We start from the raw sequence: 25,097 nt of genomic DNA, 5'->3' as shown, positions 1-25,097 counted from the left end.
GCTGTGTCGATCCCCACTTTGTGGGGCCCCTCGCCAAGTGCGCTCATACCGCCATCACTTTCTTCCAGTAGGCATACATGCTGCGGATCAGGGTTTCGGTCACCATGTGTTCGGTCATCTCTGTGCCTGTGCCGCCCAGTTCGCACAGTGTTTCGCCCGCCTCTCCCCACTGCGCAAAGCCGGCCTGGCTGAATTCGATCACCTCTCCGTCATCGGCACTGACAAAGCCGGCCGGCCCGAACAGGTTGGCCTGGCGCAGGCGCCGCCGCGTCATCTCTGGCGTGTCGTCGGCAAAACCAAAATGCGTCCAGACAAAATCAAACGTGCCCTCACCGCGCGGCACGATGTGGCGCGTGCTCAGTGAGTTGACCTGCTGCTGGATGATCAGGCTGGGAAACAGCGTGATCATGGTCACTGTCGGGATAATGTCTGTGCCGGGATGGGATGGATCATCAATCTTCCACCAGGCTTCCGGCACCACGTCCAGCAGGCGGTCATCGTGCAACGCCATGTTGGCCTTGAACGAAGTCACGCCTTCGGTCACCGCGGCGTTCTGCCCGCCTTCGTTGCGGCGCGAGATCATCACTGCGTGGCGGCCGTGTGCATCCATCACCATGCGGCTTTTCTGGTCCGCGCGCCACAAGCCGAAAGTCACGAACCAGGTATGCAGGAGGCCCGGGTGATACGGGTCCTTGATGTTTTCCATCATCAGCTTCCAGTTGCCCGGAATGCGCTGGCGGTTGTAGCCCAGCAGCGTGAGTTGGCGCCCTTTGAAAATCCGCTCGATCCAGGGCGTCACATTCGGGCCCAGATAATCTTCGAGCGCTTCGGTGGCCTCGCTGAAAGTGGCGAACACCAGGCCATGCAACACAGCCACCCGCAGCTTGGTCAGGCCGTGGTCTTTCAGATCGAAACCCTCGGGCATGCCGCCATTGATACAGTCGCCCTCCTTCACCCCGTCCTTGAAAGGCAGGCCCGCCAGGTCGCCATTGAGTTTGTAGGTCCACTGGTGGTAAGGGCAGACAAAGCTGCGTGCATTGCCCTGCCCGTTCTGGCAGAAACGCACACCGCGGTGGGCACAGCGGTTTTCCACCACGCGGATGCCGTGGTCGGTCCCGCGATCTTTGGGGGCCACGCGGTCGCGCACCATCACGACCTGGCGTTCGCCCACATGGCTGAGCTTGAAATCCCCGAGGTTCGGGATCTCGACCTCCAGCCCAACGTAACACCAGTGCGGGCCATAAAAAATCTTCTCAAGCTCGCGCTGGTAGAGCTGCGCGTCGGTGTAAGCCCAGAAGGGAACGCGACTGGAGCCGGGCTCGCTCCATCGGGAAAGGGGTTGATCGGCCATCATGCTTGCATCTTCCCGGCCGGCTTTCCGGCCTGTGGTTCATGCATTAATCATAAGCTTACTTATTAATTTTGAAAAACAGGGTTTATGCTGAGCCGGTCCCCTGCCGCGCTTCGGGCTGCACATCGCCTCGACCTCGCGCGCATAACATTTCATCAGGTTGTTTTCCACCTTCCAGGGTCAGGGTCAACAGCAAGGCATGCGGCTGGTCGTCGCGCGGAAAACTGCCGCCCGGGGCCGCCATGCGGTCCAGTGCGGCACCGGCTGCAGCCGTCAGTCAACCACGCAGGGTGCCTGCTCAACCCTGGCCTGCACTTCCGCCCTGGTCGGGGGCACACAGCCCCGCCGCATGACACACAAGCTGGCGCTGGCCATGGCGTGGGCCAGCAAGCTGCGTCCTGCATCGTCCGGCAGAGCCAGCAGGTCGGCTGTCCCTGCCGCACCCTTTTTTCGCGCGAGCAAAGCGGCCATGAAGCCGGCGAGAAAACAGTCGCCTGCGCCCACGGTATCCACCACCGCCAAGGGCCGGGATTCGCGAGCGCGCCACTGCCGGCCATCGCGCGTCAACAGGCAGGCCCCGTGCGGCCCCAGAGTCAGAACCAGTAAACCGGCGCCGCTCGCCTCCAGCAGATGCTGCGCCCGCGCAAAGACATCTGCGCCGGGTATCTCCAGGTTTTCAAGGTCTTCATCGCTGACCTTGACCACGTCAGCGTGCTGCAGCGCGGCGTGCACGTTGCGCCTGTAGGCCTGCAGGTCCGGCATGACCGACGGCCGCAGGTTGGCATCCACCACCACCACGCTGCCGGCCTGATGCTGGGCGCGCAGCCAAGGCAGATAACGGCCGGCATCCTCGGGCGCAAGGGCCAGCGCGCCGGTGTACACCATCTCCAGCGCGGGGATGCGTTGACATGACTGGATCAGGCTGTCCGCCGTGACGGCGCGGTCCGCCACATCCTGCCGGTAAAAAACATAGTCGGGATGGCCTGCGTCATCCAGCCCCACCACGGCCAGTGAAGTGCTTTGCGCCACAGGCTGAGGACAGGCCAGCCGCACACCATCGCCAATCAGCGCGGCGGCCAGCTGGCGGCCAAAGCGATCACGCGACAAAGGGTTGAGGTACAGGGTGTTGACGCCCTGTCGTGCCAGTGCGCGCGACAGGTTGAAAACAGCACCGCCCGGGCAGGGTTCATAACGTCCGTCCGATTGAACAATCAGGTCAATCAGTGCTTCACCAGCGGTTGCAACCTGCACCATTTGCTCAGGGTTTTCCATGATCTCAGGGTAATCCATAACTAAAACAACTTGATTTAATAATTCAAGCGCCACTATAGTTCACCAACGCCCATCACTCATGGGTACTTTCCCGCGATCCAGCCTACCGGGCCCGCAATGTCGATTCAACAAGGAGACAATTTCATGAAAAAGACCACCACCCTCTTGGCACTGTCCAGCCTCGCGCTGGTTGCCACATCAGCCTTTGCAGCGGGCGAGCCCGTGATCGGCCTGATCACCAAAACCGACACCAACCCCTTCTTCGTCAAGATGAAGGAAGGCGCTGAAGCCGAGGCCAAAAAACTCGGCGCCAAACTGCTGACCGCCTCCGGCAAATCCGACGGCGACACCGCGGCCCAGATCACCGCCCTGGAAAACATGGCTGCCGGCGGCGCCAAAACCATTCTGATCACCGCCAGCGGCGACGCCATCAGCCCTACCGTCAAAAAACTTCAGGCCAAAGGCGTGCAGGTGATTGCACTGGACAGCCCTTTTGAGGGCGCCGATGCCCTTTTTGCCACCGACAACTACAAAGCCGGGGTTCTGATTGGCCAGTACGCCAAGGCGGCCATGGCCGGCAAACCCGCCAAAATTGCCACACTCGACCTGTTCCCTGGCCACCCCGTGGGCGCGCAGCGTCACAACGGGTTCATGAAAGGTTTCGGCCTGCCCGCGGCAGACGCGAAATCCAACGAGCTGTCCAAAGACCCGGCCGTGGTCTGCATGGCGGATGGTTTTGGTGACCGGGCCAAGAGCCAGACGGCCATGGAAAACTGCCTGCAGAAAAATCCCGACATCAACGTGGTCTACACCATCAACGAACCCGCTGCCGCGGGCGCCTTCAACGCCTTGAAAAAGGCCGGCAAGGAAAAAGGCGTGACTATTCTCTCGGTCGATGGCGGTTGCCAGGGCATCAAGGACACGGCGGCCGGCGTCATCACCGCAACGTCGCAGCAATACCCCCTGACCATGGCGGCACTGGGCGTCGCGGCGGGCGTCAGTTACGCCAAGGGCGGCAAAAAGGCTTCGGGTTACACCGACACCGGCGTGACCCTGATCTCGGCCAAAACCCTCCCGGGTGTCGACAGCAAGGACATCAAGACGGGCATGGACCTTTGCTGGGGCGCGAAGTAAGCGACCAGGTGCTTGCCGGCTGTCATCCCGGACCGGATTCGGTGCGGGATGACAAAATCATTTTCTTCATCCTGGGCTCTTACCGATGAACCTGTCTTCGCGCCACATCCCGTGGGGGGCTCTCGGCCCCTGGCTGGCCCTGCTGGCCACCTGCATCTTTTTTACCACCCAGTCAGACCGCTTCCTGACCGGTGAAAACCTGTCCCTGGTGCTGCAACAGGTGATGGTGGTCGGCGTGCTGGCCATTGGGCAGACTTTGATCATCCTGACGGCCGGCATCGACCTGTCCTGCGGCATGGTGATGGCATTGGGCGGCATGGTGATGACCAAATTTGCTGTGAATTACGGCATCAACCCCTACCTGGCCATTGCCTGCGGCCTGGCGGTCACGACCGGCTTCGGCCTCCTCAATGGCTTGCTGGTCACCCGCATCAAATTGCCCCCGTTCATCGTGACGCTGGGCACGCTGAACATTGCATTTGCGATCACCCAGATTTACTCCAATGCGCAAATCGTTTCCAACCTCCCGACGGAATTGACCGCGCTGGGCAACACCTTCGACCTGGGCAGCACCGAAGTCAGCCTGGGAACCGTCGCCATGATTGGCCTCTACCTGCTGGCGTGGTTTGTCTTGCGTGACACCGCGCCGGGCCGTCACCTGTACGCCGTGGGCAATAACGCCGAAGCAGCTCGGCTAACCGGCATCCGGGTCGACCGCGTGCTGGTGGCCGTCTATGCGCTAGCCGGCCTTTTTTACGGCATTGCCGCACTCCTGTCGGTGGCGCGCACCGGCGTCGGTGACCCGAATGCCGGGCAAACCGAAAACCTGGATGCCATCACCGCCGTGGTGCTGGGCGGCACCAGCCTGTTTGGCGGACGCGGCATCATTCTGGGCACACTCGTCGGCGCGGTGATTGTGGGCGTGTTCCGCAACGGCCTGACCCTGATGGGCGTTGCTTCCGTTTACCAGACCTTGATCACCGGTATTCTGGTGATTCTGGCGGTCGCGGCCGACCAGATGTCGCGCAAAGGGCCGCGCTGATGAACACCCCAACGCCCCTCCCCACTTCCGCGCCTTTGGTCATGCAGGCCAAAGGACTGGTCAAGCGCTACGGCCAGGTCACTGCACTGGACGGCACCGACTTCGAGTTGCGTGCTGGTGAAATCCTGGCCGTGATCGGTGACAACGGCGCCGGCAAATCCTCACTGATCAAGGCCCTGTCGGGCGCTACTGTGCCCGACGAAGGCGAGCTGCTGCTCGACGGCAAGCCGATGCGCTTCAAGTCTCCCATCGATGCGCGCCGCGCCGGGATCGAAACCGTCTACCAGGACCTGGCTGTGGCTCCTGCCATGAGCATTGCGGAGAACCTGTTCCTGGGCCGCGAACTCCTCAAGCCCGGCCCTCTGGGCCGTTGGCTACGCCTGCTCGACAAGAAGAAGATGCTGGAGCAGGCCATTGCCCGCATGCAGGAGCTCAAGGTCGGCATCCGTTCGATGACGCAGGCCGTGGAAACACTCTCCGGCGGCCAGCGCCAGTGCGTGGCCGTGGCGCGCGCCGCCGCCTTTGCGCAGCATGTGGTCATCATGGACGAGCCCACGGCGGCACTGGGCGTGAAAGAGGGCAACATGGTGCTGGAGCTGATTCGCCGCGTGCGCGACAAGGGCCTGCCCGTCATCTTGATCAGCCACAACATGCCGCATGTGTTTGAAATCGCCGACCGTATCCACATCCAGCGCCTGGGCCGCCGTGCAGCAGTCGTGAATCCCAAGACCATCAGCATGAGCGACACCGTGGCCGTGATGACGGGCGCCAAAACGGCCGAAGAACTGCCGGAGTCCGCACTTGCTTGAATTAGCCCCCACGCTTTTCACTTCGTGTAATACGCTGCCCCCCGAGGGGGCGCTGCGCCTGCGGCCCGGCAAAGCCGGTTCCGCGGCCCCTGCTGGTGAAGAGGGAGCCCCCACGCTCGGCACTGAGGTGTCCTCGCTGCCCCCCGAGGGGGCGCTGCGCCTGCGGACTGGCAAAACCAGATCCGCGGCCCCGGCTGGTGAAGAGGGGACCTTCACGCTTGTCGCTCCGAAGCGCGCAAGGCCCACCCATGCTTAAAGGCATTGACCCTCTGCTCACGCCCGACCTGCTCAAGCTGCTGGCCGAGATGGGCCATGACGACGCGCTGCTGCTGGCCGACGCCAATTTCACGGCCATGAGTGTGGGCGCGGGCAAACCCGTGCTGCGCCTGCCTGGCCACGGCATGGCGCGGGCCGTGCGGGCCGTGGCTTCGCTGCTGCCTCTGGCTGAAGACGTGGATCATCCGGTGGCCTACATGCAGGTCAGCGGTACCGAGGCGCCCTACCGTTCGGACCTGCAGCGCGAGGTCCTGGGGCTGCTGGCCCCGAACTGGCTGCCCCACCAGCAGGCCGAGGGCGTTGAGCGCTACGCGTTTTATGAGCGGGTACGCCAAGCCTATGCCATTGTGGTGACGGGTGAGTTGCAGCCTTTTGGCAACTTCATCCTGCGTAAAGGGGTCATCGGCGAAAATCTGCGTCCATGACCGAATCTCCTGCCACCGCCGCTACTGCAGCTGCCCCCGCTGAATCCAAAGCAGCCACCCCCGTGTGGCTGCGCCAGCGCGGCTCCAACCACGTGGGCATGCGCCAGTTCAACGAACGCGTGGTGCTGCAGGCCATCCGCCTGCACGGCAGCGTGCCCAAGGCCGAACTGGCCCGCCTGACCGGCCTGACCGCACAAACCATCGGGCTGATCACCACCCGTCTCGAAGAAGACGGCCTGCTGATCCGGCACGACCGCGTGCGCGGACGCATTGGCCAGCCCTCGGTGCCGCTGGCGCTGAACCCCGACGGTGCTTTTTCCGTGGGCATCAAGATTGGCCGGCGCGGCACCGACTGGCTGCTGGTCGACTTCACCGGACAGGTCCGCCAACGCCTGTCGCTGGCCTACGCCTTCCCCGATGCCGACACGCTGCTCCCCGTGATCGGCCAGAACCTGCTCGCCCTGCGTGAACAACTCGGTGCACTGGCTCCGCGGCTGGTAGGCGTGGGAGTGGCCGCGCCCTTCCAGCTCGGCGGCTGGCACCGGATGTTGGGCCTGTCGGCGCAGCAGTCGGACCGCTGGAACCACATCGACCTCAGCGCCGAGGTGCAGGCCATGACCGACCTGCCCGTGAGTTTTGCCAAAGACACTTCAGCGGCCTGCGTGGCCGAACTGGTGTCGGGCCGCGGGCGCGACCTCAAGAGTTTTCTCTACCTGTTTGTCGATACCTTTGTGGGCGGCGGCCTGGTCATCAATTCACAACTCCACGCCGGCATCCACAACAACGCCGGCGCCGTGGCATCGCTGCCATTGCAGGTGGCCCAGGGGCCCGACGTGCCGCCGCAGCTGATCAGCCAGGCTTCGCTGTGGGAACTGGAGCAGTGTTTCAAGGCGCGCGGGCTGGACCCGGCTGCCGCCTACGACGAACGCGCCATGCAGCCGCCGTTCGAGGCCGACACCCAGGCCTGGGTGGCCAGCGCCGCCAATGCACTGGCCCACAGCGTGGTCAGCGCAGCAGCCGTGCTGGATATCGACGCTGCGGTGATGGACGGCTCTTTCTGCCGCCCGCTGCTGCAGCGCCTGATTGAAGCCACGGGTGCCGCATTGGGTCGCTACAACTGGGAAGGCCTCTGGCCCGCCCAGGTAATGGCCGGCAGCATTGGCTCCGACGCTCGCGCTTTAGGCGGTGCCATGCTGCCCCTGCACGCCAACTTCGCCCCCGACCGCGACCTGTTTCTCAAGGGCGATCACTGATCCGCGCTTCGGGGCGGTACATCGCCTCGATCTCGCGCGCATAACGTTTCATCAGGTTGTTGCGCTTGAGCTTGAGCGTCGGGGTCATCAGGGTGTTCTCCACTGTCCAGGGCTCCATCGTCAACAGCACGGCACGCGGCTGGGCGTAGCGCGGAAAGCTGCCAACCTGGGCCGCCATGCGCTCCAGCGCTGCCCGGCGCACCGCCGGCAGGTTCACACTGGCGGCGTCATCGGGGTTGACCTTCAGTGCCTCCGCCAGCCGGCGCCATTCAGCCGGGTGAACAACGGCCACACAGGCGATGAAGGGCTGGTTCTCACCGACCACCATGACCTGGGCGAACAGCGGATCGACGGCAATGGCCAGTTCCAGATCGCCGGGCGGCACTTTCTCGCCGGTGGACGTCACGATGATCTCCTTGATGCGGCCGATGATGCGGATACGCCCGCCCTCCATGTCCGCCTGGTCACCGGTAGACAGCCAGCCATCGGACGACAGCACGCGCGCCGTGTCGTCGGGCCGCTTCCAGTAACCCTTCATCACCGACGGGCCGCGCACCTGCAGCTCGCGGTTGTCACCCAGGCGCACTTCCACGCCGGGCAGCGCACGGCCCACGGTGGCCGGGTCGTTGTCTTCCACGCCATTGGCGGCCACCACCGGTGACGTTTCCGTCATGCCGTAGCCCTGCAGCAAGGGCAGGCCCAGCCCCAGGAAGCAGCGGGCCACGGCGCGCGACAGCGGCGCACCGCCGCTGACGGCCACACGCACACGCCCGCCAAACTGCGCCCGCAGGGTGCGCGCCACCAGGCGGTCCAGCAGCGGCCATACCAGCGGGTCCAGCCAGGACCAGGCACTGCCCTCGCCCGGCGCAAGCGGCAAATCCTGCGACCGGCAAAAGCGTCGCCAGCCCACGGCCTGGGTGGCTTCGAACAGGCGGGTCTTCAGCATCGAGCCGGCAAGGGTCTCCTGCAGCCTGGCGAACACACGCTCATAGATGCGGGGCACCGACACCAGCACCGTGGGCCGCACCGTTTTCAGGTCCTCGGCCAGCAGCGCCACCGAACGCGCATAAGCCACACAACTTCCGGTAGCCAGGGGCAGGTAGTAGCCGGCGGTGCGTTCAAAGGTATGCGACAGCGGTAAAAAAGAGAGGAAGACGTCGTCCAGGACGGGTGCCACGCGCTGGAGGATGGCCTGCACATTGGCCACCACGTTGCGGTGCGTGAGCATCACGCCCTTGGGTTTGCCGGTGGTGCCGGAGGTGTAGACGATGGCCGCCAGATCCTCGGCGGTCGGCGGCGACCAGGCGGCGTCATGCCCCTGCCCTGCAGCCAGCCAGTCGGTCAGCGAAACCACCGCTGCAGCACCGGCGGAGGCAGCGGCCGGCACGGCCTCCCCGGCGACCACCACACACCGCAGCGCCGGCATGGGAATACCAAGCGCCTCGATGGCGCGCCACTGCGCCAGCGACGAGACCATCAGCATCGCCGCTTCGCAGTCGGCCAGGATGTAGGCAATGCTGCCGGGATTGTCCAGCGCATGCAACGGCACCGGCACGTGACCCAGCGCCAGTGCCGCCTGGTCGAGGCTGACCGCATCCAGTCCGTTGGGCAGAAGAATGGCGATGCTTGCCTGGCGCGGCAGTTGCATGACCGCCAGCGCATGACGCCACTGAACAAAACGCTTGCTGGCTTGCATCCAGGAGGTGTTGACCCACTGGCCGGCGCCGGCGTCAAATTCACGGTAGGCCTCGGCCTGCGGACTGTTGGCCACGCGAAAGGCCAGCAGCTCAGGCAGGGTTTGTACGGCAGAAAGGTTCATCTCGAAAGCAGTCATGGGCAGTTTTTTTCAGGGAGCATGTCTGGCCAAGTTTGCACCGGCACGGCGCGGCCGTCTTGCCCCGGATCAATGCACCCCGTGATAACCCGTCAGCGTGCCGGCTGGCTTGTGGACCGGCTCGCCTTCCACGCACCATAGAGCACAAACAGCCCGGGAATCAGGATCATGGTCCAGATGATCTTGCTCAGGTTGGCCTGCACCCAGGGCAGGTTGCCGAAAAAGTAGCCGACGCTGCTCACGCCCACCACCCAGCTCAGGGCACCGACCACGTTGTAGGCCGTGAACTTGGTGCGGCTCATCTCGGCCACACCCGCCACAAAAGGCGCGAAGGTGCGCAGAAAAGGCATGAAACGCGCAAGGATGATGGTGACGCCGCCGTAACGTTCGTAAAACTCGTGCGCCTGGTTGAAAGCGCGCTTGTTGAAAAACCTCGACTGCTCCCACTGGAAAACCTTGGGGCCGAAGTAGCGGCCTATCGAATAGTTGCACTGGTCGCCCAGGATGGCGGCCATCAGCATCACCCCCATGGCGGTCGGCAAACTGAGCAGACCGGCACCACAAAGCGCCCCCACCACAAACAGCAGCGAGTCGCCGGGCAGGAAGGGCATGACCACCACACCGGTTTCAACAAAAATGATAATGAAGAGCAGCGCATACACCCAGGCGCCATAGGTCTGGGTAAAAGCCTCCAGGTGTTTGTCTACGTGGAGAATGAAGTCCATCAGAAATGCGATAAGTTCCATGCGTCGATTTTGACACGCACGTCCGGGCCGCCCGGCTCAGGGCGCTTCGCCCTAAAATCAGTCCGTGACCCTCTCTGCCCCCCTCCCTCTTGCCCCTTCGGCTCCGCGCCGCCCGATCCGCGAACTGCCCGATGAGCTGGTCAGCCAGATTGCGGCCGGCGAGGTGGTGGAGCGGCCGGCGTCTGTCGTGCGCGAACTGGTGGACAACGCGCTGGACGCCGGTGCGCAGCAGGTCACGGTGCGCTTGCTGGCCGGTGGTGTGCGGCTGATTTCCGTGGAGGACGACGGCCTGGGCATTCCGCGCGAGGAACTGGCGATTGCGCTCAGGCGCCACGCCACCAGCAAGATCGCCTCACTGCAGGACCTGGAAGCCGTCGGCACCATGGGTTTTCGCGGTGAAGCGCTGGCCGCCATCAATTCGATTGCCGACATGAGCCTGCTTTCGCGGGCGGAAGGCAGCGACCCCGCAGCGCACGCCTGGTTGCTGGACGGCCGCACCGGCGAGCTGACGCCGGCCGCCCGCACCCGGGGCACCACCGTCGAGGTGCGCGAGCTGTTTTACGCCACACCGGCACGCCGCAAGTTCCTGAAGACCGACGCCACCGAGCTGGCGCATTGCATCGAGGCCGTGCGCCGCCACGCGCTGGTGCGGCCCGACGTCGGGTTTGCGATCTGGCACGAAGGCAAGCTGGTCGAGCAGTGGCGTGCCTGCACGGGCGATACTGCCCACGAGCAGCGCCTGGCCGACGTGCTGGGTAGCGAACTGCTGGGGCAAAGCATCGCGGTCGATTACAGCGCGGGCTCGGTGCGCGTGACCGGGCGTGCGGGCATCCCCGACGCAGCGCGTTCGCGGGCCGACCAGCAGTTTGCCTACGTCAATGGCCGTTATGTGCGCGACAAGGTGCTGACCCACGCCGCACGCAGCGCCTACGAAGACGTGCTGCACGGCCACCGCCAGCCGGTGTATGCGCTCTACGTCACCATGGACCCGGCGCGGGTGGACGTCAACGTGCACCCGACCAAGATCGAGGTGCGTTTCCGCGACAGCCGCGAGGTGCACCAGGCGGTGCGCCATGCAGTTGAGAACGCGCTGGCAACGCCGCGCGCGGCGGCGGCAGTGCTCGCCGCCGCCAGCGGAGCACCTGTCGAAAGTTTTGAGTCAAATCAGCCTTCAGCCCTTTCCCAGTGGGCGCAACCAGCTATCAATTTTGGAGCGCCTCAGCCTTACCGCCAGAACCCGCGGGTGTCTGACTTTGAGGCGATGTGGCCATCTCCCTCCGCCGTTCGCCCTGAGCCGCCTGTCCTGAGCTCCGTCGAAGGGGTTGAAGGGAATCCTGCAACCGGAGCTTCGAGCCGAACCGAAAAGGAAAACGACGACCTGCCTCCCGGCGACTGGCCGCTGGGCCGCGCGGTAGCGCAGCTGCAGGGCATTTACATCCTGGCCGAGAACACCCAGGGCCTGGTGATTGTCGACATGCATGCCGCACACGAACGCATTGTTTACGAGCGCCTGAAAAACCAGATGGACAGCGCCAGCATCGCCAGCCAGCCGCTGCTGATCCCCGCCACCTTTGCGGCCACACCGCAGGAAGTGGCCGCCTCCGAGGCGCATACCGACACCCTGAAAGCCCTGGGCCTGGAGATCACCCCTTTTTCGCCGCGCACGCTGGCCGTGCGCGCGGTGCCGACCAGCCTGGCGCAAGGGGATGCCGTGGAACTCGCCCGAAGCGTGCTGGCGGAACTCGCACAGCACGATGCCAGCACCGTGATCCAGCGCGCGCAGAACGAGCTGCTTTCCACCATGGCCTGCCACGGCGCCGTGCGCGCCAACCGCAAGCTCACCATCGACGAGATGAACGGCCTGCTGCGCCAGATGGAAGCCACCGAGCGCTCCGACCAGTGCAACCATGGCCGGCCGACATGGCGCCAGGTCACCATCAGGGAACTGGACAACCTGTTCCTGCGCGGGCGCTGAGCCTTTAGCGATTGCGCTCGGCTCGAGCCTTCACGGCCGTGTCCGGGAAGTCGCTGAACACGCCGTCCACGCCTATCTCGAAAAACTTTTTGTACTCGGCCGCCGCGTCGCCGCGGTAGTCGGACACCAGGCGTTTCGCTTCGCTGCGGAAAGTAAAGGGGTGCACAAACAGGCCGGCAGCGTGTGCGTCTTTCACCACCGGCGTGGGCGGCAGCAGCATCCGGTCGCGTTCGTCGATGGCGCCGTCACCGTTGAGGTCGTCGGGCTTGCCGTCGCCGTTGGCATCCAGTTGCCGGGCCGGCAGCAAATAGGCCTTCCAGGGGCCGATACCGTCAGCGTAGGTCTTGATCTCCTTCAGCCCGCCCGGGCTCAGCAGGTCGGCAAAGGTGCGGCGGTCTTTGGCCACAGCGAAGTCATAGGGTTTGTCGAAAGGCGGCGCCAGCGTCACCTTGCCCTGGGCATCGACACCGTCGCCGTCTATCAGTTGCACCAGGCGCAACGCTGTCTTGCTGCGCAGGTATTTGAGGTTACCTACCTCGAAGGACTGCACGATCACCGGTGAGCTTTTCGAGGTGTAACCGTATTCGGCCAGCAGCCTGAGCAACCGGTCTTCCAGCGCCAGGCCGGCCGTCACATGGTAGGTCGGGTGTTTGGTCTCAGGGTAGACGCCGATGGTGCGGCCCGTCCGCGCACTTTCGCTGCGCGCCAGGTCCAGCACTTCGCGCAGGGTCGGGACGGCGTACTTCCCGTTGTGCGACTGGTCGCGCTCGGGCATGGCCTGTTTGGCGCGCAGTGTTTTCAGTTCGGCCAGCGTCAGGTCGGTGGTGAACCAGCCGGTTTCGGCCACGCCGTCCACCTGGCGCGTGGTCTTGCGGGCAGCGAACTCGGGGCGGGTTGACACGTCGGTGGTGGCCGTGATGTTGGGTTCGTGCCGCACCACCAGTTCGCCGTCCCTGGTGGCCACCACATCGGGTTCGATGAAGTCGGCGCCCAGCTCGATCGCCCGTTGGTACGACGCCAGCGTGTGCTCAGGCAAATAGCCGGCAGCACCGCGGTGGCCAATGACCAGCGGCGCCTTGCCGTCCAGGGTCGGGTAAGGACCCGCTGAAGGAGTGGCCACACAGGCTGCAAGCCCCAGGATGCCGGTGGCGGCCAGCCCAGCGGCCAGGATGCGCAGTGAATGCATGGTTCTCCCTCGTCAGTTGAATGTCCCAGTATGGTGCGTGCAAGTGACGGTTTGATGAAGTCCTGTTGCAACTGCTTGCGATCAGGCGCCGCGAGGCGGGTGGCTGCGGACATGGCAGGAAACGTGCTTGTCGGGAGATTCCCTGACAACGCGAACTTTTACATCGATTACCACTCAGTCCTATCCATGAAACGCTGGCCCCTCTTCGCTGCCCTCCTCCTTCTCCTTGGTTTTGCCATTATTTCGGGATGCAGCACGCTCGATGAACGCCAGCGCGCCTGGATCTTCCAGCCCAGTGACCGATCCTGGAGCGGCGGCCTCGCCGCCGCGGAAGGCATGAAAGACGTCTGGATCGACTTCAAACCCGCAGCCGGCGGCGAACCGGCCCGGCTGCACGGCCTGTGGCACCCCGCCGAAGACGCCAGGGCCCCCATCCTGCTGTACCTGCACGGCGCCCGTTTCAACGTGACCGGCTCGGCGCCGCGCATGCGCCGCATGCAGGAGCTGGGCTTTTCCGTGCTGGGCGTGGACTACCGCGGTTTCGGCAAAAGCACTCAAGCGCTGCCCTCCGAAGAATCGGCCTACGAAGACGCGCGCGCAGCCTGGGACTGGCTGGCCCAAAAGTACCCCGGCCGGCAGCGTTACATTTTCGGCCACTCGCTGGGCGGCCCGATTGCCATCAACCTGGCCGCTGAGGTCAGCGACGAAAGCGGCACGATTGTGGAAAGCACCTTCACCTCCATTGCCGACGTCATCAGCACCTCCAAATGGGGCTGGGTGCCGGTGTCGCTGCTGATCACCCAGCGTTTCGAAGCAGCCCGCAAGGTCGGCAGGATCGGCTCGCCCCTTCTGGTGGTTCATGGCGGCGAAGACAGGCTGATCCTGCCCGACCTGGGTCGCAAACTGTACGAAGCCGCTGCCCTGCCCAAGCTCTTCGTGCTGGTGGAAGGCGGCTCGCATCACAACACCAACTCCGTGGGCCAGGCGCAGTACCGGCAGGCGCTGGCGCAGCTGTTCAGCATGAACAGTCTCGCGGTCTCTGCTGCGCCCTGATATCGAAATCGGATCAGCCAGCCTGCACCACACGCACGCCGGCACGCTTGACGCTGCGAATCCACGGCGCCGGCGTGCCCCTGTGAACCACCACCGCGGACACATCGGCCAGTGCCATGATGCGGTACGCCGAGGCCGCGCCCAGCTTCTCGCCCGACGCCAGCAGCACTGTCTCGGAAGCACAGCGGTGCAGCGCCCGCTTGACGGCGGCTTCCTCGGAATCGCCCGTGGTCACGCCGGCTGACGCATGCACGCCGGTCGCTCCCATGAAAAATACATCGGCCCGCAGGCGCGAGAGCTGCTCCATCAACTCAGCCCCCATGGCCACCATGGAGTGCCGGAACAGCCGCCCGCCAAGCAGCTGGATGACGATGTGGGGACAGCGCGCCAGCGCCATGGCAACCGCCGGACTGTGGGTGTGCACCGTCGCATGAAGGTCTTCGGGCAGGTGTTGCACCATCTGCAGCGCCGTGGTGCCGCCATCAATGATCACCACCTGCCCGGGCTGGACCATGGCCGCCGCCGCCCGGCCGATGGCCTGCTTGTCCAGCGCCGCGATCTGCTCGCGCGCCGCCACATTGCCGACGGCCGGCGAAGCAGGCAAGGCCCCGCCATGGACACGCTGGAGCTTGCCCGCCTGGGCCAGCTCGCGAAGGTCGCGCCGGACGGTGTCTTCCGAAATGCCCAGTTCCTGGCTGATCTCCTTGGCAACCAGTTGCCCGTCACGGCCAAGGCGCGTCAGCAGCAGGTGTTTGCGTTGGCTGGTCAACATCGGGGTTTCTGTCGGACAGGAGCTTCTGGAAGGGTTTGAACAATTGCATGAAACTTCACGATAATGCATGATATTACACGAAATGAGTCCGCCCCCAATGCGCCCTTCCTTCCTGATTCCACCGCCCGCGCAACACGTGCGCGTGCTCGGCGATGAACGCCTGTCCGACAACTGGTATGTGTTGCGCAAGCTCACCATCGAGCTGCTCCGTCGCGGCGGCACGTGGCAGCAGCAGACACGCGAGGTTTATGACCGCGGCAACGGCGCAGCGCTGCTGCTGTTCAATGCCCGGCGGCAGACCGTGGTGCTGACACGGCAATTCCGGTTGCCGGCCTGGGTCAACGGTTGTGCCGACGGCATGCTGATCGAGGCCTGTGCCGGATTGCCCGATGGCGACGACCCCGAGACCTGCATCCGGCGCGAAGCGGCCGAGGAAACCGGCTTCAACATCCAGGCGCCACACAAGGTTTTCGAGGCTTACATGAGCCCGGGCTCCGTCACAGAAAAGCTGCATTTTTTTGTGGCGCCCTACGAAAGCTCGGACCGGACCGGCGAAGGCGGTGGCGTCGTGAATGAAGGCGAAGACATCGAGGTGATCGAGCTGCCGCTTGATGGCGCGCTGGCCATGGTGCGCAGCGGCGCCATCGAAGACGCCAAGACCATCATGCTGCTGCAGCACGCAAAAATCACCGGCCTGGACCGCCTGCTTCTCCCTTCCGGCGCCTGAGTCCATTCGGGAAATAGCCCTCCCGGTTCGGCGTCGAACGCAGCGTCCCGCGCCTGTACCTCGCTTAGCGTGAAAGGAACTCAAGCGCTTTGGGCACGAAGTCGACATGGAACTGGAACACCGCGCCGTGTCCGGAATCGGGATAGATGATGAGCTCGCTGTTCGGGAGACGCTGCGCCAGATCGTAGGTATTCTTGCTCGGGACCATGCGATCACTGTCACCGTTCGCGACAAGGACGGGGTGATGAATCCTTGACAGGTCCGCAGGCTTCTTCTCGCCCCACAGGCATAGCGCTTTCAACTGCGCCAGCAGCGCAGCCACGGTGATTTCCCTGTCGCGGTTTTCGGAGCGTTCCTTGATGCGCAACAGGAAGGCCTTTCCCGCACGGATTCCGGCAGGCGTCCTGGTGAAGAAGAGGAACTGCTTCGGATCCTGAAAGCTGAGCCAGCCACGGATCATGTCGAGGTAGGTCACGCGGGCCACCTTGCTGATGCCTTCGCCGCCAGCGGGGCCTGTTCCCGTGAGGATCATCCTGCGCACAAGTTGCGGCTCCATCAACGCAATCTCCTGCGCGATCATCCCGCCCATCGAGAACCCGAAGAGATCCACCTGATCAAGACCCATGGCCTTGACGAAGGCGATGGTATCCCTGGCCATCTCTTCGATGGAGGCCGCCGGGGCGCCGCTGGAGGCACCGACTCCGCGGTTGTCGAATGTGATCACGCGATGCTTCGCCGCTAATCCGTCGATAACTCGAGGATCCCAGTTGTCCAGGACGGCAGCCAGGTGGATGAGGCAAACGACCGGCGTGCCGGAGTTGTCCGCGCCAAGTTCCCGATAGGCGAACTCCACGCCACTTGCGGCGATCGTCCGCGTGGGAACATCTTTCCAGGTGACTGCCGGGTTTTGCGACGCGCTCATGTTTCTTCACCTTCGCGATATCGGTCGGGTTTCGGGTTCAAGACGTTTGCGGGAGGTAGCTGGGCCTCGCCGCCGTCATCCCGCTCTTGACCTGCAAGGTGAGTTCATCGGCCAGCACCTCATCGACGCCAGATTCGAGTCCGTCGAGCGCGCGCCTGACGATCTCCTCAGGGCTGGACTTCGGGACATCGAACCCGCGCGTGAGATCGGTATCGACGTAGGCCATGTGCAGCCCCAGCACTTGCGTTTTCTGCGCCGCCAGTTCGCTGCGCAAGGCGTTGGTGAGCGACCAGGCCGCAGACTTGCTGGCCGAATAGGCGGCCAACTCGCCGCCGTTCACCCACGAAGCGACCGACAGGACGTTGAGCAAGGCGCCGCCATCGTTGCCTTTGAGGACAGGCGCGAAGGCCTTGCTCATGCGCAACACGGCGAAGAAGTTGGTCTCAAAGATGCGCCGTGCGACGTCTTCGCTATCGGCTGCGAGAAAACCTCCCGGCTGGGCAATGCCCGCGTTGTTGATCACCAAGGTCACATCTGATGCCAGCGCCGCAGCGGCCGCCACGTCCTCCGGCTTGTTGACGTCCAGCCGCAGGGGCAGAACACCGGCTTGGGTGACCGTCGCGGGATCGCGTGCGGCCGCATAGACCTTGCGGGCACCGCGGGCGAGCAGCTCGCGCGTGAATGCCAGGCCGATGCCGCGATTGGCACCGGTGACCAGGACAACAGAATTTTCAATTTTCATGGGAATCTCCAAAAAAAGAAGGGGAAGGGGACAAACAGATTCAGTTGCCGGCTTTCAGACCTTCCAGGTCCTTCGGCCACACTGACATGAACAAACTCACTTGACCTTGACGACGACCTTGCCTTTTGCGCGGCCTGCTTCGACATAGGCCATGGCTTCGTTGGTTGACTCGAAGGGGAAGACCCGGTCCATCACGGGGTGGATGACGCCAGCATCGAAAAGACGGGTGATCTCGTGCAGCTGGCTCCCGTTCGCCTTCATGAAGAGGAACGAGAAGCTGACCCCGCGGCCTTTTGCCTTGCGCCTGATGCCTGCGCTCAGCATCCACATGACCAGTTTCACGAACGCCGGCGCCCCGCTTTCCTTGCCGAATTCGAGATCAGGCGGTCCGGAGATGGAGATCAGCTTTCCGCCGGCCTTGAGAACGCGCAGGGATTTTTCGAGCGTCTTGCCGTCCTGGCTGTTCAGGACCACGTCGTAGTCGCGCAAAACCTCCTCGAAGGCCTGCGTCTTGTAGTCGATGACGACGTCTGCACCCAGACTCTTCACGAGTGCGACATTGGCCGTACTCGTGGTCGTGGCAACGGTTGCGCCCAAATGCTTGGCCAACTGGATGGCAAACGTGCCTACGCCGCCGGAGCCAGCCTGAATGAAGACCTTCTGTCCTTTTTGCAGATTGGCCTTTTCAACCAGCGCCTGCCAGGCCGTCAGGGCTACCAGGGGAATGGAGGCGGCTTCTTCCATCGTGAGCCCCCTGGGCTTGAGCGCCAGCGAAGCTTCCTTGACGGGAACGAATTCCGCGAACGTACCAATCCGGAAATCATCCGGGCGTGCATAGACCTCATCGCCCGGCTTGAACTGCCGCACGCGCGGGCCGACCTTGACGACCTCCCCGGCGACGTCATGGCCCAGGATCAGCGGCAGGTGATAGGGGAGGATGAGCTTGAACTCTCCATCCCGGATCTTGGAGTCCAGCAGGTTCACGCCTGTGGCATGAATCTGAACCAGGACATCGTCGTCACGCAACTCCGGAATTGGCATGTTTGCCAATCGCAACGCGCTTTTCTTGCTGTATCGATCGAGAACAAAGGCTTTCATGGTTTTCCTTATTTTTGGTTAATTCGCATTATGAGCGTCATATATTTTGACAAACGAAAAGGCGATGTGTTTCAGTGGGTTCAGGTGGAGGTCAGGTGCTTGAAGGCAGCTTCACACAGGCTGCCCGACAGTGCAGCCTCGTCGACTGCCCGGGCCAGCACCAAAGTGCCCACCATGGTGGCGACGGTCACGAGTGCCCGTTCGTGAGCGCCGGGCTGCCCCCAGTCAGGCGACTGGCGGGCGACAAGATCGATCATTTCCTTGATGTGCCGGGTGGTCACCCGACGTACTTCGGGTGCCTGGCGCGCCGTCTCCGAGCCCAGCGCGGCCAGGGGACATCCCATTTCGACCTGTTTCAGGTGCTCCGGCGAGAGATAGGCGCGAAGCATGGATGCCAAAGCCTGATCGGCAGCTACGCTGGCCACAACATCCGCCGTCAAAGCGGCTGCTTCAGCGCAGGCCCGGGTCGCTGCTTCTGCCAGCATGGCCTCACGCGAGGGGAAATGGGCGTAAAACGCGCCATGGGTCAGGCCGGCCTCCTTCATGATGTCGGCAACGCCGGTACCGTCATAGCCGCTTCGGCGGATGGCGCGCGCAGCAGCGGACACGATGCGTTCGTGGGACGCCTCCTTGGCTGCTGTTCTGGCGTTGAGTTTCGTATTTCGCATGACGTTCATCATACATGATTTTGCAAAAGCATGCACGTGACGGATCTGGGGTTCGATTTCCACAAGCAACGATCGGTTTGCTGTACGCCAATACCCCAAGAGGAGGCAGGGACGAAAGAAGGAGCGGCGCACCCTGCGGGGTGTTTTTCGATTCCGTTCCAGCCATACCAGAGTCCCAGTGCACGCGAACCAATCTGCTACGCTCAGCGCGATGTCTGCTTCTGCTTCCAAGCCCATGTCGTCCGCCCTGGTTGTGCTGGTGCTGACCCTGCTGCTCGGCATCCAGCCCGTCACCACCGACCTCTACCTGCCGGCGCTGCCCGCGCTCACCGAAGGATTCGGCGCGCCGATGGCGCAGGCCCAGCTCACGCTCACCGGCCTGTTGCTGGCGTTCGGCATTTCCCAGCTGTTCTGGGGGCCGTTGTCCGACCGTTTTGGCCGCCGGCCCATCCTGCTGTGCGGCCTGGGCGCCTACGTGCTCGCGGCCATAGGCGCGGCGCTGGCGCCGTCCATGGCGCTGCTGATCATCTGGCGCATCGTGCAAGGTGCGGCCATGGGGGCAGCCGTCATGTGTGCCCGGGCCATCGTGCGCGATCTTTACGCACCGGTGGCCGCCGCGCGCGCGATGTCCCGCGGCCTGACCGGGCTGGGCGTGATCGCCTGCCTGAGCGCGCCGCTGGGCGGCCTGCTGTCGGATATTTTCAATTGGCGCGCGGCGCTGCTGGCGCTGGCGGTGTTCGGCGCGGTGGCGCTGGCCATGATTGCCATGCGCTTTGAAGAAACCCTGACGCTGAAGAATCCGCGTGCGCTGGAGCCGCGCACCCTGGTGAGGACCTGGTGGGCGATTGTGCGCAACCCGACCTTCGTCGCGTTCTCGGCGCTGTCCACCGCTTCCTATGGCGGGCTGTTCACCTTCCTGGCGTCTTCGTCCTTTGTTTTCATCAAGGTGCTGGGCCTGTCCAAGACCAAATACGGCCTGGTGATGTTTTCCATGTCGTTTGTCTATGTGCTGGGCACCTTCTGGTGCCGCCGCCTGCTGCCGCGCTTTGGCGTGCGCCGCTCGGTCGCGATGGCCGGTGTGCTCACACTCAGCGGCGGCCTGCTGATCAGCACACTGGCCTGGGCCGGCATCCACAACGTCTGGGCCCTGCTGCTGCCTTATTACCTGTTTGTATTTGCGCACGGCGTGCACCAGCCCTGCAGCCAGAGCGGCGCCGTCAGCCCCTTTCCCGGCGCGGCAGGCGCGGCCTCGGCGCTCAACGGTTTCCTGATGATGATCGCCGCCTTCGCCATGGGCGGCTGGCTGGGCAGCCACATGGACGGCACGGTGTTTCCGCTGGCCTATGGCGTGCTGTTCTGGAGTGTCTGCATTTCCCTGACTGCCTGGACGCTGGTCCAGAGACATGGCGAGCCGGCCGTGCTGGCCGCGCCCGTGCGCCCATGACAGCTCCGCGCTGGATCGGACTGGCCGGGCCGACCGCATCGGGCAAAACCGCCGCGGCGTTCGCCATTGCCGGGCGCTATCCGGTGGAAATCATCAGCGTCGACTCGGCCCTGGTCTACCGCGGCATGGACATCGGCACGGCCAAACCCACGCCTGCCGAACTGGCCGCCGTGCCGCACCACCTGATCAATATCCGCGACCCGCTGCAGGCCTACAGCGCGGCGGAGTTCGCTGCCGACGCCACACACCTGATCGAAGAGATCAGCACGCGCGGCAAGCTGCCGCTGCTGGTGGGCGGCACCATGCTGTACTTCAAGGCCCTGTTCGAAGGCCTGGACGACATGCCGCCTGCCGACCCGGCGATTCGCGCAGTGCTGCTGGCCGAGGCCGGCGAAAAAGGCTGGCCGGCACTGCATGCCGAACTCGCCCGCGTGGATGCCCCCACGGCCGTCCGGCTGGCTCCGAACGACTCGCAGCGCATCTCCCGCGCGCTGGAGGTGTTCCGCCTCACCGGCCGGCCGTTGTCCTTCTTCCACCAGAAAAACGCTATCGAAAAAGTAGCTGATGGCGCCCGCGCCACAAGGGTTGGAACCCTTATTTCCCTTGAACCGCAGGACCGCGCCTGGCTGCACGAACGTATTGCCGCGCGCTTTGATGCCATGCTGGCCGCCGGCTTCCTAGACGAGGTGCGGGCCTTGCGCGCGCGCGGCGACCTGCATGCCGACCTGCCGTCCATGCGCTGCGTCGGCTACCGCCAGGCCTGGGAAGCCCTGGAGGGCACCTCCCCCATGGCCGAACTGCGCGACAAGGGCATTTTTGCCACGCGCCAGCTGGCCAAACGCCAGATCACCTGGCTGCGCTCCATGCCCGAAAGGCAGGTGGTCGCATGCGACGATCCCTCGGCCGTGCAGCAGGTGCTTGATCTGGTGAGTCAGGCGGCATGAGCCTCAGCGTGCGCAAGCTCAGCAAGCACTACGGCGAGGTCGCGGTGTTCAGCAACGTCTCGCTAGATGTCGCACCCGGTGAGTTTGTCGCCATCGTCGGCGAGTCGGGTGTCGGCAAGTCCACCCTGCTCAACTGCATGGCCGGGCTGGACAGCTGGGACACCGGCTCTGTCACGCTCGACGGCGTCGACCTGGGCACGCTCGGCGATGACCAGCGCGCCCTGCTGCGGCGCGAAAAGGTCGGTTTCGTCTTCCAGGCCTTCCACGTGCTGCCGCACCTGGACGTGGCGCAGAACATTGCCCTGCCCCTGCTGCTGCTCGGCCAGCAGGACGAGGCGCGGGTGCAGGCCATGCTCGCCGCCGTCGGCCTGGAAGGCCTGGGCGAACGCCTGCCGCAGCAACTCTCGGGCGGGCAGCTGCAGCGCGTCGCGATTGCACGCGCCCTGATCCACCGCCCCAGCCTGCTGCTGGCCGACGAACCCACCGGCAACCTGGACCCGGGCACTGCGGCCAAAGTGATGGACGCGCTGGTGGCGCAAACGCGTGAGCATGGCGCCTCGCTGGTGCTGGTCACCCACTCGGAAACCGCCGCGGCACGTGCCGACCGCGTGCTGCACCTGAGCAGCGAAGGCATATCGGGCTGAAGCGGCACCTCCCACAGACAATTGCTTGTCAAACCCGCGACCGGACCCAACTGAAGCTCGATGAATACCCCGTCCTTTGAAACCCTGGAACTGCTCCCCGCCACGGCACCGCGCCAGCTGTTCCTGCTGTTGCATGGCGCCGGTGGTTCGGCAGTGGACATGCTGGAACTCGCCAACCTGCTCGGGGACTCGTTTGCCGAAGCGGCCGTGGTGATGCCGGAAGGGATTGAATCCATTCACCTCGGCAAGACAGAGCGACAGTGGTTCCCGACCTTCGAGCTGACCGACGCGAATCGTCCGGAGCGGGTGGCCAAAGCCGTGCCGCCGCTGGCCGCCTTTATTCGCCAGCAGCAGGAGCGTTTCGGCATCCTGCAGTCCGACACCGCGCTGGCCGGTTTTTCGCAGGGCGCGACGCTGGCGCTCGCGCTGAGCGACCAGCACGACGGGCTGGTCGGCCGTGTGCTTGCTTTTTCGGGGTGTTACGCCGCCTGGCCCAACAAGGCGCCCAGCCTGACAACCATTCACCTGCTGCATGGCCAGCTCGACACCGTGGTGCCGGCACGGCTGGCCCAGCAGGCCTATGCCGAGCTGATGGCGCTGGGCGCCGACGCCACCTGCGATATCGCCTCCAGCATCGGCCACGAGCTGCATCCGGCCTTGATGGCGCAAGCCATCCACCGCCTGCAGACCTGCGTGCCGCTGCGCTTCTGGCGCTCGGCTTAGGACGTCGCCAGCAGTTCGCCGTAACGTGCCAGATCCACGTTGCCGCCGCTGATAATCACGCCGACCCGCGCGCCCTTGATCGCCGCCGCGTCGGTGCAGGCACCCGCAAACGCCAGGCAGCCGGTCGGCTCCACCACCATCTTCATGCGCTCCGCAAAAAAGCGCATGGCCTCGACCAGTTGCGCATCGCTCACGGTCAGGATGTCGTCCACATCGCGGCGGATGATGCCGAAGGTGTACTCGCCCAAATGCTGGGTCTGCGCGCCGTCGGCGATGGTTTTGGGCACAGGGATGTTCACGATGCGGCCCGCGCGCAGCGACTGCTGCCCGTCGTTGCCGGCTTCGGGCTCGACGCCGAACACCTTACACACGGGCGCCAGCGCGCGGGCGGCCAGTGCCGAACCGCTGGTCAGCCCGCCGCCACCCAGGCAGACATACAGGCGGTCCAGCCAGCCGGTTTCCGCTATCAGTTCCTTCGCGGCCGTGCCCTGGCCGGCGATCACATCGGGGTGGTCGTAGGGCGGGATCAGGGTCATGCCGCGCTCGCCGGCCAGCCGCAGGGTCAGGGCCTCGCGGTCTTCGGTGAAGCGGTCGTACAGCACCAACTCGGCGCCGTAGCCGCGTGTGGCCGCCAGCTTGGCGGCGGGGGCGTCCTGCGGCATCACGATCAGCGCCGGCATGCCCAGCAGCCGAGCCGACAGCGCCACCGCCTGCGCATGGTTGCCCGAGGAAAACGCGATGGCGCCGGCCCGGCGCTGCGCGGCATCAAACTTCGACAGCGCATTGAAGGCCCCGCGGAACTTGAACGCTCCCATGCGCTGGAAGTTCTCGCACTTGAAGAAAAACTGCGCGCCCCAGCGCGCATCGGCCGTGGCAGAACGCAGCACCGGTGTGTGATGCGCGTGGCCTTCAAGCCGCGCGGCGGCGGCCACAACATCGTCGTAAGTGGGGAGTTGCATGGCGAGTGGGCTTTCATTCAGTGGCTTGAAAAGAGCCCTAGTTTATTCACCCCTGGCATACCGAAAGGCACAATCAACCCATGCTCGCCCTCCTCTTCACCTTCTCCTGGCAGGAGCTGCTGCACCACAAGTGGCGCAACGCTGCGGCCGTGGTGGCTGTCATGCTCGGTGTGGCGCTGGCGTTTTCGGTGCAGTTGATCAATGCGTCTGCACTCAGTGAGTTTTCGCAGGCGGTGCGTTCGGTCAATGGCCAGCCCGACCTGGAGCTGCGCGCCATGCGCGGGGTGTTCGACGAAGCGATTTATGCACGCGTGGCCACGCACCCGCAGGTGGCACTGGCCAGCCCGGTGCTGGAACTCAGCACCTATGCTGTAACTGCCGGCGGGAAACGTGTGGCGCTGCGCGTGGTCGGCGTGGATGTGCTGGTGGTGGCGGCGCTGGCGCCGGCATTGATGCCCGTGCCATCGGCCGGGGCCGAGCGGCTGGCGCTGCTTTCGCCCGACGCCCTCTTCCTCAACGCCGCGGCACGCCAAAGCCTGCCGGAGGAGCAACTTCGCCTGCAAAGCGGCCTGAACCTGCTGCCTGCCCGGGTGGCGGGCAGTATTGCCGCCGGTGGTACGGCGCTGGCAGTGATGGACATCGGTGCGGCGCAGGAACTGTTTGGCCGCAGCGGCCAGCTCTCGCGCATCGACGTGCGCCTGCAGGCCGGCACCGATCGTGCCGCCTTTGTCAGCGCGCTGCAACTGCCGGCCGGCATCACGGCCACCGAGCCGGGCGACGACGCGCAGCGCGTCAGCAACCTCTCGCGCGCCTACCGCGTCAACCTCACCGTGCTGGCGCTGGTGGCGCTGTTCACCGGGGCTTTCCTGGTGTTTTCGGTGCTCTCGCTGAGCGTGGCCAAACGTGCGCAGCAGTTTGCGCTGCTCGGCGTGCTGGGGCTGACCGGCCGCGAGCGCCTGCGTCTGGTGCTGTGGGAGTCCGCGCTGCTGGGCACCGTCGGCAGCGTTGCCGGCATAACACTGGGCACGGCGCTGGCTGCGCTGGCCCTGCGCGTGCTGGGCGGTGACCTGGGTGGCGGTTATTTTTCCGGTGTGGCGC

At 64.6% G+C, this 25,097-nt stretch carries 24 protein-coding genes; 13 read left to right on the top strand and 11 right to left on the bottom strand.

Annotated elements, in window-relative coordinates:
- Positions 1–43: 43 nt before the first annotated feature.
- Positions 44–1,351, bottom strand: a complete 1,308-nt coding sequence (locus tag WA904_RS09855) for an aromatic ring-hydroxylating dioxygenase subunit alpha (RefSeq protein WP_425196959.1) — start codon at positions 1,349–1,351, stop codon at positions 44–46.
- Between the two features lie 273 nt (positions 1,352–1,624).
- Positions 1,625–2,623: a carbohydrate kinase family protein gene (locus WA904_RS09850; protein WP_425196950.1), complete on the bottom strand. Its 999-nt coding sequence runs from the start codon at positions 2,621–2,623 to the stop codon at positions 1,625–1,627.
- Positions 2,624–2,767: 144 nt separating this feature from the next.
- Here WA904_RS09850 and WA904_RS09845 point away from each other — a divergent pair, with 144 nt between their 5' ends.
- The 5 genes from WA904_RS09845 to WA904_RS09825 all read left to right on the top strand — a co-directional run bounded on the left by WA904_RS09845 (position 2,768) and on the right by WA904_RS09825 (position 7,562).
- A complete protein-coding gene (locus WA904_RS09845; RefSeq protein WP_425196949.1) occupies positions 2,768–3,757 on the top strand; it encodes a substrate-binding domain-containing protein in 990 nt (329 codons plus the stop codon).
- A gap of 85 nt (positions 3,758–3,842) precedes the next feature.
- On the top strand, positions 3,843–4,799 hold the full coding sequence (locus WA904_RS09840) for an ABC transporter permease (protein ID WP_425196948.1): 957 nt from the start codon (positions 3,843–3,845) through the stop codon (positions 4,797–4,799).
- Positions 4,799–5,608, top strand: coding sequence for an ATP-binding cassette domain-containing protein (locus tag WA904_RS09835; protein WP_425196947.1), 810 nt, complete (start codon positions 4,799–4,801; stop codon positions 5,606–5,608). The genes WA904_RS09840 and WA904_RS09835 overlap by 1 nt, the downstream gene beginning before the upstream one ends.
- 248 nt (positions 5,609–5,856) lie before the next feature.
- A complete protein-coding gene (locus WA904_RS09830) occupies positions 5,857–6,309 on the top strand; it encodes an RbsD/FucU family protein (protein ID WP_425196946.1) in 453 nt (150 codons plus the stop codon).
- Complete coding sequence (locus tag WA904_RS09825) at positions 6,306–7,562, top strand: ROK family transcriptional regulator (protein WP_425196945.1); 1,257 nt, start codon at positions 6,306–6,308, stop codon at positions 7,560–7,562. The genes WA904_RS09830 and WA904_RS09825 overlap by 4 nt, the downstream gene beginning before the upstream one ends.
- On the opposite strand, the gene WA904_RS09820 is transcribed toward WA904_RS09825, so the two are convergent.
- Positions 7,546–9,396, bottom strand: coding sequence for an AMP-dependent synthetase/ligase (locus tag WA904_RS09820; protein WP_425196944.1), 1,851 nt, complete (start codon positions 9,394–9,396; stop codon positions 7,546–7,548). The two genes, WA904_RS09825 and WA904_RS09820, sit on opposite strands and share 17 nt — an antisense overlap.
- A gap of 92 nt (positions 9,397–9,488) precedes the next feature.
- Positions 9,489–10,142, bottom strand: a complete 654-nt coding sequence (locus WA904_RS09815; RefSeq protein ID WP_425196943.1) for a DedA family protein — start codon at positions 10,140–10,142, stop codon at positions 9,489–9,491.
- Positions 10,143–10,206: 64 nt separating this feature from the next.
- On the opposite strand from WA904_RS09815, the gene mutL reads away from it, so the two are divergent.
- Positions 10,207–12,117 (top strand): DNA mismatch repair endonuclease MutL, encoded by a 1,911-nt coding sequence (gene mutL, locus WA904_RS09810; RefSeq protein WP_425196942.1) that lies wholly within the window; start codon positions 10,207–10,209, stop codon positions 12,115–12,117.
- A gap of 4 nt (positions 12,118–12,121) precedes the next feature.
- Here the strand turns inward: mutL and WA904_RS09805 are convergent, their stop codons facing one another.
- Positions 12,122–13,303, bottom strand: a complete 1,182-nt coding sequence (locus tag WA904_RS09805) for a glycerophosphodiester phosphodiesterase (RefSeq protein ID WP_425196941.1) — start codon at positions 13,301–13,303, stop codon at positions 12,122–12,124.
- 186 nt (positions 13,304–13,489) lie between these two features.
- On the opposite strand from WA904_RS09805, the gene WA904_RS09800 reads away from it, so the two are divergent.
- Positions 13,490–14,356 (top strand): alpha/beta hydrolase, encoded by an 867-nt coding sequence (locus WA904_RS09800; RefSeq protein WP_425196940.1) that lies wholly within the window; start codon positions 13,490–13,492, stop codon positions 14,354–14,356.
- 13 nt (positions 14,357–14,369) lie between these two features.
- Here the strand turns inward: WA904_RS09800 and WA904_RS09795 are convergent, their stop codons facing one another.
- Positions 14,370–15,128 (bottom strand): DeoR/GlpR family DNA-binding transcription regulator, encoded by a 759-nt coding sequence (locus WA904_RS09795; protein WP_425196939.1) that lies wholly within the window; start codon positions 15,126–15,128, stop codon positions 14,370–14,372.
- Between the two features lie 97 nt (positions 15,129–15,225).
- On the opposite strand from WA904_RS09795, the gene nudK reads away from it, so the two are divergent.
- On the top strand, positions 15,226–15,855 hold the full coding sequence (gene nudK, locus WA904_RS09790; RefSeq protein WP_425196938.1) for a GDP-mannose pyrophosphatase NudK: 630 nt from the start codon (positions 15,226–15,228) through the stop codon (positions 15,853–15,855).
- 64 nt (positions 15,856–15,919) lie between these two features.
- On the opposite strand, the gene WA904_RS09785 is transcribed toward nudK, so the two are convergent.
- The 4 genes from WA904_RS09785 to WA904_RS09770 form a co-directional block, all read right to left on the bottom strand.
- Positions 15,920–16,777, bottom strand: coding sequence for an alpha/beta fold hydrolase (locus WA904_RS09785; protein ID WP_425196937.1), 858 nt, complete (start codon positions 16,775–16,777; stop codon positions 15,920–15,922).
- 37 nt (positions 16,778–16,814) lie between these two features.
- The gene (locus tag WA904_RS09780) at positions 16,815–17,519 is read right to left on the bottom strand and encodes an SDR family oxidoreductase (RefSeq protein WP_425196936.1); all 705 of its coding nucleotides are present in this window, start codon (positions 17,517–17,519) and stop codon (positions 16,815–16,817) included.
- 96 nt (positions 17,520–17,615) lie between these two features.
- The gene (locus WA904_RS09775) at positions 17,616–18,617 is read right to left on the bottom strand and encodes an NADP-dependent oxidoreductase (protein WP_425196935.1); all 1,002 of its coding nucleotides are present in this window, start codon (positions 18,615–18,617) and stop codon (positions 17,616–17,618) included.
- A gap of 80 nt (positions 18,618–18,697) precedes the next feature.
- A complete protein-coding gene (locus WA904_RS09770) occupies positions 18,698–19,297 on the bottom strand; it encodes a TetR/AcrR family transcriptional regulator (protein WP_425196934.1) in 600 nt (199 codons plus the stop codon).
- A 223-nt stretch (positions 19,298–19,520) separates the two neighbouring features.
- On the opposite strand from WA904_RS09770, the gene WA904_RS09765 reads away from it, so the two are divergent.
- The 4 genes from WA904_RS09765 to ypfH are packed head-to-tail and all read left to right on the top strand — an operon-like array spanning position 19,521 to position 23,040.
- Complete coding sequence (locus tag WA904_RS09765; protein WP_425196933.1) at positions 19,521–20,729, top strand: multidrug effflux MFS transporter; 1,209 nt, start codon at positions 19,521–19,523, stop codon at positions 20,727–20,729.
- Positions 20,726–21,673 (top strand): tRNA (adenosine(37)-N6)-dimethylallyltransferase MiaA, encoded by a 948-nt coding sequence (miaA, locus tag WA904_RS09760; protein WP_425196932.1) that lies wholly within the window; start codon positions 20,726–20,728, stop codon positions 21,671–21,673. Before WA904_RS09765 ends, miaA begins: the two co-directional genes overlap by 4 nt.
- Positions 21,670–22,317 carry an ABC transporter ATP-binding protein gene (locus tag WA904_RS09755; RefSeq protein ID WP_425196931.1) on the top strand — a complete coding sequence of 216 codons (648 nt, stop codon included), beginning with the start codon at positions 21,670–21,672 and terminating at the stop codon, positions 22,315–22,317. Before miaA ends, WA904_RS09755 begins: the two co-directional genes overlap by 4 nt.
- Before the next feature lie 60 nt (positions 22,318–22,377).
- On the top strand, positions 22,378–23,040 hold the full coding sequence (ypfH, locus tag WA904_RS09750) for an esterase (RefSeq protein WP_425196930.1): 663 nt from the start codon (positions 22,378–22,380) through the stop codon (positions 23,038–23,040).
- Here the strand turns inward: ypfH and WA904_RS09745 are convergent.
- Positions 23,037–23,999: a threo-3-hydroxy-L-aspartate ammonia-lyase gene (locus WA904_RS09745; protein WP_425196929.1), complete on the bottom strand. Its 963-nt coding sequence runs from the start codon at positions 23,997–23,999 to the stop codon at positions 23,037–23,039. The two genes, ypfH and WA904_RS09745, sit on opposite strands and share 4 nt — an antisense overlap.
- A gap of 80 nt (positions 24,000–24,079) precedes the next feature.
- Between WA904_RS09745 and WA904_RS09740 the strand changes: the two genes are divergently transcribed.
- Positions 24,080–25,097, top strand: a 1,018-nt coding sequence (locus tag WA904_RS09740) for an ABC transporter permease (protein WP_425196928.1), incomplete at its 3' end; no start/stop codon positions are given.

The sequence above is a fragment of the Polaromonas sp. genome (assembly GCF_049790275.1).
Lineage (GTDB): Bacteria > Pseudomonadota > Gammaproteobacteria > Burkholderiales > Burkholderiaceae_C > Polaromonas.
The sequence above is the reverse complement of the archived record's forward strand: the minus strand, read 5'-3'. Positions and strand labels throughout refer to the sequence as shown.

Excerpts from the sequence above, each read along its gene's own strand:
- nudK (WP_425196938.1), top strand. The coding sequence starts at position 15,226 with ATGCGCCCTTCCTTCCTGATTCCACCGCCCGCGCAACACGTGCGCGTG.
- WA904_RS09815 (WP_425196943.1), bottom strand. The coding sequence starts at position 10,142 with ATGGAACTTATCGCATTTCTGATGGACTTCATTCTCCACGTAGACAAA.
- miaA (WP_425196932.1), top strand. The coding sequence starts at position 20,726 with ATGACAGCTCCGCGCTGGATCGGACTGGCCGGGCCGACCGCATCGGGC.
- WA904_RS09755 (WP_425196931.1), top strand. The coding sequence starts at position 21,670 with ATGAGCCTCAGCGTGCGCAAGCTCAGCAAGCACTACGGCGAGGTCGCG.
- WA904_RS09795 (WP_425196939.1), bottom strand. The coding sequence starts at position 15,128 with ATGTTGACCAGCCAACGCAAACACCTGCTGCTGACGCGCCTTGGCCGT.
- WA904_RS09745 (WP_425196929.1), bottom strand. The coding sequence starts at position 23,999 with ATGCAACTCCCCACTTACGACGATGTTGTGGCCGCCGCCGCGCGGCTT.
- WA904_RS09805 (WP_425196941.1), bottom strand. The coding sequence starts at position 13,303 with ATGCATTCACTGCGCATCCTGGCCGCTGGGCTGGCCGCCACCGGCATC.
- WA904_RS09820 (WP_425196944.1), bottom strand. The coding sequence starts at position 9,396 with ATGACTGCTTTCGAGATGAACCTTTCTGCCGTACAAACCCTGCCTGAG.
- WA904_RS09835 (WP_425196947.1), top strand. The coding sequence starts at position 4,799 with ATGAACACCCCAACGCCCCTCCCCACTTCCGCGCCTTTGGTCATGCAG.
- WA904_RS09845 (WP_425196949.1), top strand. The coding sequence starts at position 2,768 with ATGAAAAAGACCACCACCCTCTTGGCACTGTCCAGCCTCGCGCTGGTT.
- WA904_RS09850 (WP_425196950.1), bottom strand. The coding sequence starts at position 2,623 with ATGGAAAACCCTGAGCAAATGGTGCAGGTTGCAACCGCTGGTGAAGCA.
- WA904_RS09840 (WP_425196948.1), top strand. The coding sequence starts at position 3,843 with ATGAACCTGTCTTCGCGCCACATCCCGTGGGGGGCTCTCGGCCCCTGG.
- ypfH (WP_425196930.1), top strand. The coding sequence starts at position 22,378 with ATGAATACCCCGTCCTTTGAAACCCTGGAACTGCTCCCCGCCACGGCA.
- WA904_RS09825 (WP_425196945.1), top strand. The coding sequence starts at position 6,306 with ATGACCGAATCTCCTGCCACCGCCGCTACTGCAGCTGCCCCCGCTGAA.
- WA904_RS09770 (WP_425196934.1), bottom strand. The coding sequence starts at position 19,297 with ATGATGAACGTCATGCGAAATACGAAACTCAACGCCAGAACAGCAGCC.
- WA904_RS09800 (WP_425196940.1), top strand. The coding sequence starts at position 13,490 with ATGAAACGCTGGCCCCTCTTCGCTGCCCTCCTCCTTCTCCTTGGTTTT.
- WA904_RS09830 (WP_425196946.1), top strand. The coding sequence starts at position 5,857 with ATGCTTAAAGGCATTGACCCTCTGCTCACGCCCGACCTGCTCAAGCTG.
- WA904_RS09765 (WP_425196933.1), top strand. The coding sequence starts at position 19,521 with ATGTCGTCCGCCCTGGTTGTGCTGGTGCTGACCCTGCTGCTCGGCATC.
- WA904_RS09855 (WP_425196959.1), bottom strand. The coding sequence starts at position 1,351 with ATGGCCGATCAACCCCTTTCCCGATGGAGCGAGCCCGGCTCCAGTCGC.
- WA904_RS09775 (WP_425196935.1), bottom strand. The coding sequence starts at position 18,617 with ATGAAAGCCTTTGTTCTCGATCGATACAGCAAGAAAAGCGCGTTGCGA.
- WA904_RS09785 (WP_425196937.1), bottom strand. The coding sequence starts at position 16,777 with ATGAGCGCGTCGCAAAACCCGGCAGTCACCTGGAAAGATGTTCCCACG.
- WA904_RS09780 (WP_425196936.1), bottom strand. The coding sequence starts at position 17,519 with ATGAAAATTGAAAATTCTGTTGTCCTGGTCACCGGTGCCAATCGCGGC.